Origin of the sequence: Nocardioides phosphati (assembly GCF_014646375.1) — a bacterium.
In the GTDB taxonomy this organism is placed as follows: Bacteria; Actinomycetota; Actinomycetes; order Propionibacteriales; family Nocardioidaceae; genus Nocardioides; species Nocardioides phosphati.
This window is the reverse complement of record NZ_BMNI01000013.1, coordinates 1-13,555: the sequence shown is the minus strand read 5'-3', so window position 1 is coordinate 13,555 and position 13,555 is coordinate 1. Positions and strand designations below refer to the sequence as shown.

Here is a 13,555-nt window from a genome sequence, read left to right as displayed (position 1 = left end):
GCCTCAGCCTCCGAGGCGCGGGCGGCCCAGGCAGCGGTACTCCCAGCCTGCCGCGCGCCAGGCGGCCGCGTCGAGGACGTTGCGGCCGTCGATGATCTTGCGCCCGGACACGAGCTCGCCGGTCGCGGCCGGGTCGAGGTCACGGAACTGGCGCCACTCGGTCAGGAGGACGACGAGCTCGGCCTCGGTGCAGGCCTTCTCGATGTCGTCGACGTAGTCGAGCTGGGGGCTGGCCTCGCGCGCGTTGCGAATGGCGTGCGGGTCGGTCACCCGGACGTGCGCGCCGGCGCCGTGGAGGGCGGCGGCGATCGCGAGCGAGGGCGAGTCGCGGATGTCGTCGCTGTCGGGCTTGAACGCCGCGCCGAGGACCGTGACCCGCTTGCCGGAGAGGTCGCCGCCGAGCATGACCGTGGCCAGCTCGACCACGGCCTCGCGCCGCTGGAGGTTGATCCGGTCGACCTCGCGGAGGAAGAAGAGCGTGTCGGCAGCGCCGAGCTCACCGGCGCGGTGCATGAACGCGCGGATGTCCTTGGGCAAGCAGCCGCCGCCGAAACCGATGCCGGCGTTGAGGAACTTGCGGCCGATGCGGCTGTCGGCGCCCATGATGTCGGCGAGGTCGCTGACGTCGGCGCCGGCCACGTCGCAGAGCTCGGCCATCGCGTTGATGAACGAGATCTTGGTGGCCAGGTAGGCGTTGCTGGCGACCTTCGCGAGCTCGGCGGTGACGAGGTCGGTCACGATGAGCGGACCGTCCGTCTCCAGCCCTGCGTACGCCGCGGCGAGGCGCTCGCCCGCGGCCCGGTCCTCGGCGTCGTCCCCGACGCCGATGACGACCCGCTCGGGACGGAGGGTGTCCTCGATGGCATAGCCCTCGCGCAGGAACTCGGGGTTCCACACCAGCCGCGCACCGGATCCGTGCTCCACGACGCGCTCGTTGAGCAGGCCCGCGGTGTTGGCGGGGACCGTCGACTTGCCGGCGATGACGTCGCCGGCCTTCAGGTGGGGGAGCAGGCCGGTGAAGGCGGCCTCGAGGTAGGAGAGGTCGGCCTTCTGCTGGCCCGCGGTCTGGGGCGTGCCGACGCAGAGGAAGTGGATCGTCGCCTCGGCGGCGGCCGCCGGGTCGTCGGTGAAGCGGAGGCGACCGGTGGCGATCGCGTCTCCGAGGAGCTCCTCGAAGCCGGGCTCGAAGAACGGGGTGCGGCCTTCGGCGAGGTTCTCGCGGCGCTGGGCGTTGGGCTCGATGCCGATGACCGTGTGGCCGACGGCCACCATCGCCGCAGCGTGGACAGCGCCCAGGTAGCCGCAGCCGAACACCGACATCACGGTGCCCGTGGGCTCAGCGAAGGTGACCTTCACTTGGTGGTCTCCTTGCGGCGGCCACCCGTCTTCGGACGGGTCTCCTGCTCGGCGTAGTAGTAGTAATAGTAGTAACCGCCGGCCGCCTGCTTCGGCACGAAGTTGACGACGGCGCCGAGCAGCTTGGCGTTGACCGAGCGGAGGCGCTGGGCCGCGGTCTGCACGTGGTCGCGCGGGGTCTTGCCGTGACGCGTCACCAGGATCGCGCCGTCGCAGATGGTGGCGAGGATCGTCGCGTCGGCGACCGGCAGGATCGGCGGGGCGTCGATGATGACGGCGTCGAACTTGTCGCGCAGCTGGAGGATCAGGTCGCGCGCGGCACGCGACTGCAGGATCTCCGAGGGGTTCGGCGGGGTGGGGCCGGAGGCGAGGACGTAGACGCCGCTCTCCTTGTGCTTCTGGATGCTCGCGTCGAGCTCGGTGCGACCGACGAGGACGGTGGTCAGGCCGACCGCGCCCTCGAGGCCCATGAGGCGGGCGATGCGCGGGCGGCGCAGGTCGCCGTCGACGACCAGCACGCGGCGGCCGGTCTGGGCGAGCGCGATCGCGAGGTTGGCCGACGTCGTCGTCTTGCCCTCGCCGGCGGTGGCGGAGGTGATGACGAGCGACTTGATCTCGGAGTCGAGGTCCAGGAACTGCAGGTTCGTGCGGAGGACGCGGAACGCCTCGCCACGGATCGAGAAGCCGCTCAGGTCGGTGAGCAGCGGCTTGCGCTCGATCTCGGGGTCGATGCCGACGGACGCCATGACGGGGGCGTCGATCGTCTTCTCCATCTCCTCCATGCTGTGGATCGTGTTGTCGAGCAGCTCGCGCACGAGGGCGAGACCGCAGCCCAGGACGAGGCCGAGCAGCGCAGCGATGACGGTGTTGAGCAGGGTGCGGGGCGCGATCGGCTTCGGGTTGTACGTCGCCGGGTCGGTCAGCGTCGCCTTGATCTGGGGGTTCTCGTCGCCCTTGGGTGTCTCGAGCTCCTCCAGGTAGGAGGTGAGGACGATGGCGTGGGCCTGGGCGATCTTCTGCGCGCGCTCAGGGTTGGTGTCGTGCGTGGTGACCTGCAGGATCAGCGACTCCGGGAGCGCGGTCGCGCTGATCCGCCCGGCGAGGTCGGCAGCGGTGACGTTGTCGTCGAGCGCCTCAGCGGTGCGCTTGAGCACCTCGGCGTGGTTGGCCAGCTGTGCGTACGACTTGATCTGCGAGACCAGGAAGTAGTTCGCGCCGATGTCATTGCCCTGGCCGCTGGTGCTGTCCGCGGTGATGTAGATCCGCGTCTGCGACTCGTAGACCGGCGTGGTCGTCAGCGAGAACGCGAAGCTGACCGAGAGCGCGAGGAGGAACATCGCCGCGATCGACCGCCAGCGGCGCCGAGCCACGCGCATCAGGTTCTTGAAATCCACCGGGATCCTTGCGTCAGGGCAGCAGTGAAGGCTGCCGGTTCTCTGCGGGAGTCTAGACACGCCCGCCACGCTTCGTGGCCCGTCCCAGCGGTGTGTTCGTGTAGGGAGGGCATTCGGGCGGCGTCCTGCGGCGCGAGTTCCTGCAAAGTCCAGTCCCTGTCTAGTCCAGAGGGGATACTGAGGCGGTGGCGTCACCACTGGTGCACTGCCTCGTTGTGTGAAGGACGGGGGTCTGTGGCGGAAGAGAGGCTCGACGTGACGTACCTCGCGGAGCGACCGACCGCGCTGGCGGCCAAGCGGGAAGTCCCGCTTGCGCGTCAGCTGCGCCGCGTCGTGCTCGCGGCGGTCGTCCTCGACGTCGCCGTGCTCGCCGGTGCCGCGCTCGCGGCGTACGTCTTCTCGACGCTGCTCGAGCCCTACCTCCCGGCCGACTCCAACCCGCGCGGTGCGCTGTTCGTCGGAGTGCCGATCGTGCTGGTCTGGCTGAGCGTCCTGCTCTCCCGTGGCGCCTACCGCCGTCGGATCCTGGGCGCCGGCCACGAGGAGTTCCAGCTCGTCGTCACCAGCACCTTCGTCGCCGCGGGCGCGCTCGGTGCGGCGGCGTTCGTCTCCGACACCCAGGTGTCGCGACCGTTCGTCGTCCTGATGTTCCTCGCCGGCCTCATCGGTCTGCCGGTGGGCCGCTACGCGCTGCGCAAGGTGGTCCACGGGCTGCGCAGGCGCGGCGCGCTCCGCACCCGCGTCATCGCGGTCTGCGAGCCGGGCGCCCTCGACGAGCTGGTGACCCAGCTCGCCCGCACCCCGCAGCTCGGGTTCGAGGTCGTCGGCACCTGCGTGCCGGGTCTCTCCCGCGAGGCCGACATCACCCTCCCGGTCCCGCTCTTCGGAGGCGTCGACTCGATCGTCGAGGCGTGCAAGCTCACCGACGCCCACACGGTGCTCGTCGGTGGCGGTGGCACCTCGACCTCGCGCGCGCTGCGCCAGATCGGCTGGGAGCTCGAGGGGCGCAACGTCGACCTGGTCGTCGTCCCCTCGCTCATCGACATCGCCGGCCCGCGCCTCCACATGCGTCACCTCGCCGGCCTCCCGCTCGTCCACATCGAGGAGCCGGGCGTACGCCGTGCGGGCGGTGTGGCCAAGCGTGCCTTCGACTTGCTCGTCGCGTCGCTGATGCTCCTGCTGCTCTCGCCGCTGATGATCGCGATCGCGCTGGCGGTGAAGCTCGGCGACGGGGGACCGGTCTTCTTCCGCCAGGAGCGCACGGGCCGCAACGGCACGACGTTCCGGATGACGAAGTTCCGCTCGATGGTCGTCAACGCCGACGAGAAGCTCGCGGAGCTGAGCGACTTCAACGACGTCGACGACGTGCTCTTCAAGATGCGCGAGGACCCGCGGGTGACCCGCATCGGCAAGCCGATCCGCAAGTGGTCGCTCGACGAGCTGCCGCAGCTCTTCGACGTCCTGCGCGGCGACATGTCGCTGGTCGGCCCGCGTCCGCCGCTCCCGCGCGAGGTCGAGCTCTACCCGCCGGAGATGCACCGCCGGATGCTGGTGCGCCCGGGCCTGACCGGCCTGTGGCAGATCTCGGGCCGCAGTGACCTGCCGTTCGACGAGGCGATCCGCATGGACCTCTACTACGTCGACAACTGGTCGATCGTCACCGACGTGATCATCATGCTCAAGACGGCGCGGGCCGTGGTCATGAGCCGCGGCGCCTACTGACCCGGCCGCCACGGTCACGCACCGGCCGGCGAGTCAGTAGACGAGCGCCTGCACGCCCTCGCCGAGGATCTCCTCGGTGAAGACGGCTGCGCCCGCGATCCGAACGCCGGGGAGCAGGTCCTCGGCGGTGATGCCCCGTCGGTCCGCGCACTGCGTGCAGACGGTCAGCTGCCCGCCGGCGAGCACGGCGTCGCGCAGGTCGGCCAGCGGGGTCGCGAGCGGGAGGTCGAAGGCCTCCGCGCGACCCGGGGTGCCGAACCAGGCCGCTTCGCCGGTCAGCCACAGGCCGACGTCCGCGCCGGACGCGACAGCCATGGCGGCAACCGTGAACGCCTGGTTGCAGCGTTCGGCGTCTTCGGGGCCGCAGGTGACCTTGATCCTCAGGGCTCGCATGGGGACAGCCTAGAATCCCGTCCATGGCGTTCGAGCTCCCTTCCGACCTGCACCCCGACATGGGCCCCGTGGCCTGGATGCTCGGCACCTGGCGTGGCAACGGCCACGGTGACTACCCGACGATCGATCCGTTCCAGTTCGGCCAGGAGCTGATCTTCACGCACGACGGGCGGCCGTTCTTCCACTACATGGCGCGCTCGTGGATCGTCGACGACGAGGGCAACGAGGTCCGCAAGGCGGCGATCGAGACCGGGTTCCTGCGCTGCAAGCAGACCGGCATGGGCGTCGGCAAGGTCGAGTTCGTGCTGACCCACAACACCGGCATCGTCGAGGTCTGGGTCGGCAACGCCGAGGGCGGCAAGCTCGAGATCGTCACCGACGCGATCGGCGTGACCGAGACCGCGAAGCCCGTGCAGGGCGGCAAGCGGCTCTACGGCAACGTCGAGGGCGACCTGCTCTACGCCTACGACATGGCCGCCGCCGACCAGCCGCTGCAGCCGCACCTGTGGGCGCGCCTCCAGCGCGCGGGCAAGGCCTGAGCCAGGCCATGAGCGACCTGTCGGACCGGCTCAAGGGCGCGGGCAAGCGCCTCACGCCGCAGCGCCGGCTGGTCCTCGATGCGGTGGAGCGGCTCGGCCACGCCACTCCGGACGAGGTGCTCGCGGAGGCCCGGCGGCACAAGCCCGAGCTCTCGCTCTCCACGGTCTACCGCAACCTCGAGGTTCTCGAGGAGCTCGGCCTGGTCCGTCATGCGCACCTGAGCGACCGCGCTCCGACGTACCACTCGGTGGGCGGGCACGAGCACTTCCACCTCGTCTGCCGCGGGTGCAACGAGGTGATCTCGGTCGGGCCGGCGCTGCTCGCGCCGCTGCTGGACCAGCTCGACGAGCTCTACGGCTTCGTCCCCGACGTGGGACACCTCACGGTCTTCGGCACCTGCCGGGCCTGCGGCACCCTCGCCTGACGCTCGACACCCCTGTCTCAAGCGTTTGCGTGGGCCATACCACCATGCGTGGCAACTTGTCCGGCGGCACAAAACGGACTTGGATACTCAATGTTTCCGAAACATCCTCTCGGGAGCCATCCCACGCCACCCTGTGAGGTCTCCATGTCGACGTTCCCGCTCGCCACGCGGTCGCAGCACCAGCTGTCCGACGGTCGCTACCCGATCGTCGCGAGCACGGGATCGGTCTGCCCGGTGGTGCTCGACGCGGCCGACGGCGACGTCCGCCGGGCCGCCCTGCGCTCGCTCTCGATCCAGGCCCAGCACAAGGGCCACGTCCGCGACGCGACACTCCAGCGCCGCGGCGCCGGCGACCTGATCGTCACCGACGCGCGGGTCATCCTGGCGGGCTCCCGCCCGACGCCCGACTCGCTGGTGACCGGGCACGTGCTGCTCGACTGGATCGTGGCCGTCGGCGGTTGCAGTGCCGGCGGTCGCCTCCGGGGCGACGCCCTGCGGCTGGTGCTCCAGCTCGACAACGGCGAGTACCACGTCGTCACCGTCACCTTCCACCACGACGTCGACGTCCACGAGCTCGCGCAGGACATCGCCCGGCGTACGGCGCGGCGCTGGCTCGCCGAGCAGGGCTCCAGCCCGCTCGCCAGCCGGTGGCACGAGCTCGCCGGGGCAGAGCGGCTGTCGGCGCCTGCGGGGGAGTTCGCCCTGCACTTCACCCCGTCGCACTCCCGCGTCACCGCCCCCGCCGGTGCGCTCGACCGCATGGGCATCCCGGCCTGACGCCACCGCCGGGGCCGTAGGCTGGGCAGGTGAGTGAGACCCCGCAGAGCCCCCTGCTCCAGCTGCCCGGCGCGGTCGCCGGCGACGGCATCGACGCGCCGGTGGCGGCGCACTACGGCTCCTTCAACACCGAGCAGCGCCGCCTCGCCGCGGGCGAGGGCTTCGTCGACCTGTCACACCGCGACGTGATCCGCATCGCGGGCCCCGAGCGGCTGAGCTGGCTCCACAACCTGACGACGCAGCACTTCCTGGACCTGCCCGCCGGGCGCTGGGTGACCGCGCTCGTGCTCAGCCCGCAGGGACACGTCGAGCACGCCTTCACCGGCGTCGACGACGGCGAAGCGTTCATCGCCCACACCGAGCCGGGCGCCGGCGAGGCGCTCCTCGGCTTCCTGACGCGCATGGTCTTCATGACCCGCGTCGAGGTCACCGACGCGACCCCCGAGCTCGCCGTCACGTGGCGCGCGACCGGAGCCGGCGAGGGCCGCCACGAGTTCGTACGCCGTGACCAGCTCGCCACCTACGCCGCAGCCGCCGAGCCGGCCGCCGGCATGTGGGCGTTCGAGGCCCTGCGCATCGAGCGCGGCGAGCCCCGCCTCGGCATCGACACCGACCACCGCACGATCCCCAACGAGGTGGGCTGGGTGCCTGCCTCCTCCCTCCCGGGCGAGCTCGGCGAGGCGGCGGTGCACCTCGAGAAGGGCTGCTACCGCGGCCAGGAGACGGTCGCCCGCGTGCACACGCTGGGCCGTCCGCCGCGCCGGCTGGTGCTGCTCCACCTCGACGGGTCGGAGAACCGGCTGCCCGCGCGCGGCGCCGCCGTACTGGTGGGGGAGAAGGAGGTCGGCTTCGTCGGCTCCTCGGCCCGCCACCACGAGCTCGGCCCGATCGCGCTGGCGCTGGTGAAGCGCAACGTCCCCGTCGACGCGGCGCTCTCCGTGGACGGCATGCCAGCCTCCCAGGAGGTCATCGTCGACCCCGAGATCGGCCTGCACGTCCGCCCCAACCTGCGGTGAGCCTGCGCTGACCGGCCCCGGGGGGGCCTAACCTTTGCCGTCACCCCGCGTTGGGCTGATTCGAGCCACGAGTTCACGCGACTTACGTAGGCTGTGCAGGAAGAACCGACCAGATGAGGGATGAGATGGTGACCGACTACGCCGAGCGGCCGTGGGGCTCCTGGCACACGATCGACGAGTCCGCGGGCTACAAGGTCAAGCGAATCCACGTGAAGCCCGGCCAGCGACTGAGCTACCAGACGCACAAGCACCGCTCCGAGCACTGGGTGGTGATCTTCGGCATCGCGACCTGCGTCGTCGACGGCAAGGAGATCGTGGCGGGGCCGGGTGAGTCGATCGACGTGGCCCAGGGCGCCGCCCACCGGATCACCAACCAGCACGCCGAGGAGCTCGTGATCATCGAGGTCCAGCGCGGTGCCTACACCGGTGAGGACGACATCAACCGCCTCGAGGACGACTACGGCCGCTGCGAGTGCGACGACGACCACGGTGACGGCACCGTGCCCGTCCACGGAGAGCCTGCGTCCGCCTCCGCCTGACCTGACGTGAGAGGGCCCCGACCGGTCTCCGGTCGGGGCCCTCGTCGTTGCCGGGTCAGGCGTCGATCGAGTCGAGCCAGGCCAGGTCCTCGATCGTGACCAGCCGCGCGGCGAGGGCGTACTCGACCAGTCGCACGCGGCGGTTGCTCGCCGTGCGGTCCGTGCTGCCGACGAGGCCGCGGACACCGAGCTTGCTCAGCTTCTCGCAGACGTTGTCGAGCTTGCGGTTGAACTTCGTGGTGGTCCAGCCGAGCCGCTCCGCCGCGGTCTTCGAGTGGGGGATCGAGCCTGCGCCACGGTTGCCGCGCCGCAGGATGTCCTCGGCCAGCGCCAGGATCAGCAGCCGCTGGTCAGGCGTGAAGCTGACCCGGCCCATCGTCGTCGCGCCGTCGCCGGACTGCTCCTCGACCGCGGTGCCGAACGGCGCGGCGTCCTGCGCCACGTCGATCTCGTACGTCGTCGGGCCGGCGGTGAACCACACGACGCAGTGCGGGAAGACGAGCGGAACCCGCGCGCCGGGCGAGAGCCAGGTCTGCACGAGGCCGTGGCCGTCGGCGATGGTCGCGGTCAGCGCGTTGCCGACGTTGGCCAGCCACAGCAGCCCGTCGACGTACGTGAACTCGAGGAAGCGGCGGTGCAGGTAGGGGTTGTCGTCGATGACGAGGTCGCCCTCGCGCCCGACGCAGACGCCCTTCTCAGGGCGGACCTCGTGGATCTCGCCGCAGTAGTCGACTGTCGCCTTCATGGTCACCTCGTGCACACCCGTCCGGCATCGGTGGACCCGCCGTACCTGCCGCGGCGGGCCTGGACCGCGATGCAGGTGGAGTTGTCCGGGAGCGCCGTGACCACGGCCATCGTCTTGTTGGTGCGCGTCCACTGCCGCGCGACCGCGCCGTTGCGGGAGGTGACTTCGTACTGGAACCAGTCGCCGGGCTTCTCGCGCTCCCAGGTGAAGGTCACCTTGTCGCCCTTGATGCTCTTGACCCGCGGCACGGGGTTGGCGGGGTTCAGGTCGACGCCGAGGTCCGCCGGGTCACTCGCGCCGCCACCCTGGGTGATCGTGCCGGCCTGCGGCTCGTCCGGGTCGCCTCCGCGCGACAGGAGCCCGCCGATCGCGACTGCTCCGACGAGGAGTGCCACGGCCGCGCCGATGGCGATCCAGCGGCCCGCGCCCGAGCCGTCGTGGTCGTCGGTCTCCGCCGGGGGCTCCTGGGCGCGCGCGGGGCGTGCGGCGGTCGGGGCCGCGGCCGGCGCCATGGACGCGCGGGAGGGGCGCGCGGCGGTCGGGGCTGCGCCTGCCGCTGCACCTGTCGGGCCGGCCGTGCGTGCGGGACGTGCGGCCGTCGGGGCGGCTCCGGTCGCGGCGCGCGACGGCCGCGCCGTGGTGGGTGCGTCGCCGGTGGTCGCGCGTGCGGGACGCCGGGCCGTGGGCGCGCTCCCGCCCGACGACGAGCCCTGGACCGGGGTGGTCGGCGACACCGGGACGCGCAGCGTCGTGCGTTCCGAGCCCTCGGGGCTGGTGTCGGGCAGCGTGTGGGTGGGGGTGTGCGAGAACGGCTCGCCGCCGCGCGACCGCACCGCGTCAGAGGCGTGCTCGAGGACGACGATCTCGGTGCGCGCCAGGCGGAGCTCCTGCTCCACCCTCTGGAGGTGGCGGGCGAGGTCCATGGCGCTGCGCGGACGGTGCTCCGGCTTCTTGGCCATCGCCTGCGCGAGCAGCCGCTCGAGGCTGCTCGGGACGTCGGCGCGGCCGGTCATGGGCGGCTTCGAGTGCACGATGCGGGTGAAGAGCGCCCGCTGGGAGTTGTCGTCGCCCGGGATGCTGAACGGCGAGCGGCCGACCAGGAGGTTCCACAGGGTGGCGCCCAGCGAGTAGACGTCGGAGGCCTGCGAGCCGTTGGACGCGCCGGTGAGCACCTCGGGCGGCGACCACGGCATCGAGACGCCGACGTTCTCGTCCTCGTCGGCGTCACCGGGGCGACCGGCGATGCCGAAGTCGGTGAGGCCGGGCACGCCGTACGAGCTGATCAGGACGTTCTGCGGCTTGATGTCGCGGTGGATGATGCCCGCGCGGTGCGCGGTCTCGATGGCGCTCGCGAGCTGGATGCCCATCTTCAGCGCGTCAGGCACCGACAGCGGCTGCGCCTTGACCCGCTCGGCCAGGTCGGGCCCCGGGTAGTAGCGCATCTCGAGGTAGGGCCGGCCGTCGGCGGCGGTGCCCGCCCCGAGCACGGGGACGATGTACGGGTGCTCGGCGAGCTCGCCCATCGTGTCGGCCTCGGCGACGAACTGGGCCTGCTGCGCGGCGTCCATGATGTCGGCCTTGAGGACCTTCACCGCGACCTGCATGCGCGGGCGCTGCCGCTCGTAGAGGTAGACGTCGGAGAAGCCACCGGAGCCGAGCTTGCCCTGGTACTCCAGGCCGGGGAGCTCGGGGCCCCGCTCGTCGGCGCTCACGGCGTCACCTCGTAGCGGAGGGTCACGATGTCGGCGATGCCGATCTCCGCGCCGTCCTCCAGCTGGTAGTCCTCGTTGGCCCGCAGCTGCTGCGGGGAGCCGCCCGGAAGGGTCAGGGTCGTGCCGTTGGCGGTGCCGAGGTCGCGCACGATGACGTGCCACCCGTCGAGGGTGATCCGGGCGTGCTGGCGGCTGATCTCGCCGGAGTCGCCGACGCGGAGCAGGTGGGGGCGCTCGGTCGCACCCTCCGGCTCGAACGGCGCACGGCCCAGGACGGCGTCCTTGTCGAGCACCAGCCGGTCGCCGTTGGCGAGGACGAGTGCGCCGAGGGCGGGCCGGGCGATCTGGCGCGGCTCCTGGCTCTCGCTGACCGGCTTGCCGCACAGGCGGCAGGTCGGCTCGTGGGCAGGGGTCGGGTGGCCCGCCGGGCAGTCGACCGCGAGCACGCTCGGGCCGACGATGCCGGCCGAGCCGAGGTCGCGGAGGAGCTCGGCGCGGTTGAGGGTCTGCTGCTCGCGCTCCTGGTCGCCCGAGGGCCTGGGCCGCACCTCCGGTGCGACGGGGGGCCGCGGGGGCGGCGGTGGGGTGGGTCGCTCCGGGGTCTCGAACCTCGGCGCGGGACGCTCCTCCACAGGGGCCGGCTTCCAGCTCCCGCTGAGCCACGGAACGCCGTCGATGAGGCCGCCGCCGCTGGGCGCGCTGGCGGCTGCGGGCTGCCCGGCCTCTGCTGCAGCGGGCTGGGAGTCGGAGGCGTCCGCCCCGGCGGACTCCGCGGGAGCGGCCGGCTCGTCGGCCTTCCACACGGCCGTCAGCGAGGTCGCGGGCTCCTCGTCCTCGGGCGCGGACTCCGCGGGCGTCTCGCCCGCGGCATCGTCGTCCGGGTCCCCGCTCATCTGGGCGAGCAGGGCGTCACGGTCGGAGGTGTCGGAGGTGAGGAGCGCGTGGAACGTCTGGGCGCGCGCCGCGAGCGGGTCCGGCTCGGGCTCAGGCTCGGGATCCGGCTCAGGCGCCGCTTCCGGCTGCGCGGGCGACTCGGCGGCGACCGGCGACTCGGCGGCGGGCGGCGTGGCGACGGGCATCTCCGGGGCCACTACGTCAGCGACCTCGGCCTCCGGCTTCGGCTCGGGGGCAGGCACGTCGGACGCAGGCGCCGGCTGGACCACCGGGGCGACGCCCCCGAGGGTCACCGTGACGGCACCGGCCTGGGTGACGCCCACGTGCAGCGGCAACTGGACGGTGGTGCCGACGCCGCCATCGGCGCGGAGCACCAGCGAGGTCGCGCCCGTGATGGTCACGTCGGACCAGGTGCCACCGGGGGTCGCCTCGAGGGTGCGGGGCGCGCCGTCGACGACGGCCTCGACCACCGCGGGGTGGCGCACGACGACCCGCGTCGCGTCGCCGTCGCTCGCGACCACGGCGAACGCCGGCATGGCGTCGAAGCCCTCGGCGAGGAGGAGCTGCAGCACGCCGTCGACGGCGGTCGCGGACGCCGGGCGTACGGCGTCCCAGAGCTGGGGCAGGCGGGCGTCGTCGATCGGGATGCCGGCGAGCATGCGGGCGCTCTCGCCGCAGATCGCGACCGCCGCGCCGGGTGTGAAGGTCGTGGTCATCGCTCGTCCTCCAGGAAGCGGGCACGCGGTCCGGTGGTGGCGAGCGCGGTGTCGTCGGCGAGGTCGGCGCCGGGCAGCCGGACCAGCACGGCGGTGACGTTGTCACGCCCGCCCGCCTCGACGGCGGCCGCCACCAGGCGGGCAGCGCCGGACTCCGGCGAGGCCGAGTCGCGGCCGATCCGCAGGATCGTCGCGTCGTCGAGCTCGTTGGTGAGGCCGTCGGAGCAGAGCAGGAACGTGTCGCCCGCGGCAGGCGGGAAGATCCAGACGTCGACCTCGGGGGCCGGGTCGGAGCCGAGGGACCGGGTCACGATGTTGCGCAGCGGGTGCACCCGGGCCTGCTCGTCGGTCAGGCGACCGGCGTCGACGAGCTCCTGGACCTCGGAGTGGTCGTGGGTCAGCAGCCGGATGCCGCCGTCGCTGAGGCGGTAGACGCGCGAGTCGCCCACGTTGAACACGAGCCAGTGGGGCGAGCCGAAGTGGTCGATCAGCGCGATGCCGGTGAGCGTCGTGCCCATGCCGTCGTGGTCCGGGTGCTCCCGGGCATCGGCGAGCAGTGCGGCGTTGGCGGCGACGACCGCCCGGCGTACGTCGTCGGCGGAGAGGTCACGCCGGCCGGCGAGGGGGCGGAACGCGTCGACCGTGAGCCGGCTCGCGACGTCGCCGCGCGCGTGGCCGCCCATGCCGTCAGCCACGACGGCGAGGTGCGCGGCGGCCAGGCAGGCGTCCTCGTTGAGAGCACGGACCGCGCCGACGTGGGACGCCGCCCCCATTTCCAGCTGCACAGCCACCTGCTCTCCCGTGATGCACCGGCGTCGGCGCAGATCTCTGTCGTGTGTCCGTCGGGACAGCCAAGGCTTCCGCGTGCACCCCATAGACGTCTAGCCCAGTGGGACTATATGTGGATCAGAGTGCTGCATGGTGCAAGTGGGTTCGCCCGGACCGGGTAGTTCTCCCCATCCGCATGCCGGCGATTTCAACAGCCCGGACATCGACGCTTCGTCCACGTGCGACTACGTTGGCCGGGAGCTTGCAACGCACAAGGGGGAACGTCGTGCTCTCGGGGTCGTACTCGGGCATTTCCACGACGGCACACGGTGACGGTCTCGTCCGGGGCCACCTGTGCCGTTGTCTCCGACGCGCTCGTCTGGTCCGCAGTCGCCCGCCGGCGTGCGCCGCACGCTCACCTGCTGAGGGGTCGTCCGAGATGGGTAGGACTCCCCATCGACGGGCACGCGGGTTGAGGAGTGGAGTCCAGCAGAGTGGTGTACGACGTCCTGAGTGAGCGCGTGCCTCCAACGTAGGCGCGGCCACCGGGTGAATCCTT

General features: G+C 72.0%; 13 protein-coding genes. 6 read left to right on the top strand and 7 right to left on the bottom strand.

Annotated features, from left to right (window positions below):
* Nucleotides 1–3 precede the first annotated feature (3 nt).
* Together IEX47_RS16370 and IEX47_RS16365 are read right to left on the bottom strand one after the other, a co-directional pair.
* Nucleotides 4–1,356 (bottom strand): UDP-glucose dehydrogenase family protein, encoded by a 1,353-nt coding sequence (locus IEX47_RS16370; RefSeq protein WP_229662952.1) that lies wholly within the window; start codon nt 1,354–1,356, stop codon nt 4–6.
* Nucleotides 1,353–2,750 carry a tyrosine-protein kinase domain-containing protein gene (locus IEX47_RS16365; RefSeq protein ID WP_188785090.1) on the bottom strand — a complete coding sequence of 466 codons (1,398 nt, stop codon included), beginning with the start codon at nt 2,748–2,750 and terminating at the stop codon, nt 1,353–1,355. The genes IEX47_RS16370 and IEX47_RS16365 overlap by 4 nt, the downstream gene beginning before the upstream one ends.
* Nucleotides 2,751–2,984: 234 nt before the next feature.
* Between IEX47_RS16365 and IEX47_RS16360 the strand changes: the two genes are divergently transcribed.
* Nucleotides 2,985–4,472, top strand: coding sequence for a sugar transferase (locus tag IEX47_RS16360; RefSeq protein ID WP_188785089.1), 1,488 nt, complete (start codon nt 2,985–2,987; stop codon nt 4,470–4,472).
* A 33-nt stretch (nt 4,473–4,505) separates the two neighbouring features.
* On the opposite strand, the gene IEX47_RS16355 is transcribed toward IEX47_RS16360, so the two are convergent.
* Nucleotides 4,506–4,865: a DsrE family protein gene (locus IEX47_RS16355; RefSeq protein WP_188785088.1), complete on the bottom strand. Its 360-nt coding sequence runs from the start codon at nt 4,863–4,865 to the stop codon at nt 4,506–4,508.
* A gap of 23 nt (nt 4,866–4,888) precedes the next feature.
* Between IEX47_RS16355 and IEX47_RS16350 the strand changes: the two genes are divergently transcribed.
* The 5 genes from IEX47_RS16350 (at nt 4,889) to IEX47_RS16330 (ending at nt 8,161) form a co-directional block, all read left to right on the top strand.
* Nucleotides 4,889–5,404, top strand: a complete 516-nt coding sequence (locus tag IEX47_RS16350) for a heme-binding beta-barrel domain-containing protein (RefSeq protein WP_188785087.1) — start codon at nt 4,889–4,891, stop codon at nt 5,402–5,404.
* Nucleotides 5,405–5,412: 8 nt separating this feature from the next.
* Nucleotides 5,413–5,829 (top strand): Fur family transcriptional regulator, encoded by a 417-nt coding sequence (locus IEX47_RS16345; protein ID WP_188785086.1) that lies wholly within the window; start codon nt 5,413–5,415, stop codon nt 5,827–5,829.
* Between the two features lie 144 nt (nt 5,830–5,973).
* Complete coding sequence (locus tag IEX47_RS16340) at nt 5,974–6,606, top strand: HAD family hydrolase (protein ID WP_188785085.1); 633 nt, start codon at nt 5,974–5,976, stop codon at nt 6,604–6,606.
* Nucleotides 6,607–6,635: 29 nt separating this feature from the next.
* Nucleotides 6,636–7,622, top strand: a complete 987-nt coding sequence (gene ygfZ / locus IEX47_RS16335; protein ID WP_188785084.1) for a CAF17-like 4Fe-4S cluster assembly/insertion protein YgfZ — start codon at nt 6,636–6,638, stop codon at nt 7,620–7,622.
* 113 nt (nt 7,623–7,735) lie between these two features.
* The gene (locus IEX47_RS16330) at nt 7,736–8,161 is read left to right on the top strand and encodes a phosphomannose isomerase type II C-terminal cupin domain (RefSeq protein WP_229662951.1); all 426 of its coding nucleotides are present in this window, start codon (nt 7,736–7,738) and stop codon (nt 8,159–8,161) included.
* 55 nt (nt 8,162–8,216) lie between these two features.
* Here the strand turns inward: IEX47_RS16330 and IEX47_RS16325 are convergent, their stop codons facing one another.
* The 4 genes from IEX47_RS16325 to IEX47_RS16310 are packed head-to-tail and all read right to left on the bottom strand — an operon-like array spanning nt 8,217 to nt 13,019.
* Nucleotides 8,217–8,906: a hypothetical protein gene (locus IEX47_RS16325; RefSeq protein WP_188785083.1), complete on the bottom strand. Its 690-nt coding sequence runs from the start codon at nt 8,904–8,906 to the stop codon at nt 8,217–8,219.
* Between the two features lie 2 nt (nt 8,907–8,908).
* Nucleotides 8,909–10,618 (bottom strand): serine/threonine-protein kinase, encoded by a 1,710-nt coding sequence (locus tag IEX47_RS18010; RefSeq protein WP_229662950.1) that lies wholly within the window; start codon nt 10,616–10,618, stop codon nt 8,909–8,911.
* A complete protein-coding gene (locus tag IEX47_RS16315) occupies nt 10,615–12,228 on the bottom strand; it encodes an FHA domain-containing protein (RefSeq protein WP_188785082.1) in 1,614 nt (537 codons plus the stop codon). Before IEX47_RS16315 ends, IEX47_RS18010 begins: the two co-directional genes overlap by 4 nt.
* Complete coding sequence (locus IEX47_RS16310; RefSeq protein ID WP_229662949.1) at nt 12,225–13,019, bottom strand: PP2C family protein-serine/threonine phosphatase; 795 nt, start codon at nt 13,017–13,019, stop codon at nt 12,225–12,227. The genes IEX47_RS16315 and IEX47_RS16310 overlap by 4 nt, the downstream gene beginning before the upstream one ends.
* Between the last annotated feature and the right edge of the window lie 536 nt (nt 13,020–13,555).

Coding starts and splice junctions, on each gene's coding strand:
- IEX47_RS16340 (WP_188785085.1), top strand. CDS start 5,974: ATGTCGACGTTCCCGCTCGCCACGCGGTCGCAGCACCAGCTGTCCGAC.
- IEX47_RS16325 (WP_188785083.1), bottom strand. CDS start 8,906: ATGAAGGCGACAGTCGACTACTGCGGCGAGATCCACGAGGTCCGCCCT.
- IEX47_RS16315 (WP_188785082.1), bottom strand. CDS start 12,228: ATGACCACGACCTTCACACCCGGCGCGGCGGTCGCGATCTGCGGCGAG.
- IEX47_RS16330 (WP_229662951.1), top strand. CDS start 7,736: ATGAGGGATGAGATGGTGACCGACTACGCCGAGCGGCCGTGGGGCTCC.
- IEX47_RS16345 (WP_188785086.1), top strand. CDS start 5,413: ATGAGCGACCTGTCGGACCGGCTCAAGGGCGCGGGCAAGCGCCTCACG.
- IEX47_RS16355 (WP_188785088.1), bottom strand. CDS start 4,865: ATGCGAGCCCTGAGGATCAAGGTCACCTGCGGCCCCGAAGACGCCGAA.
- IEX47_RS16350 (WP_188785087.1), top strand. CDS start 4,889: ATGGCGTTCGAGCTCCCTTCCGACCTGCACCCCGACATGGGCCCCGTG.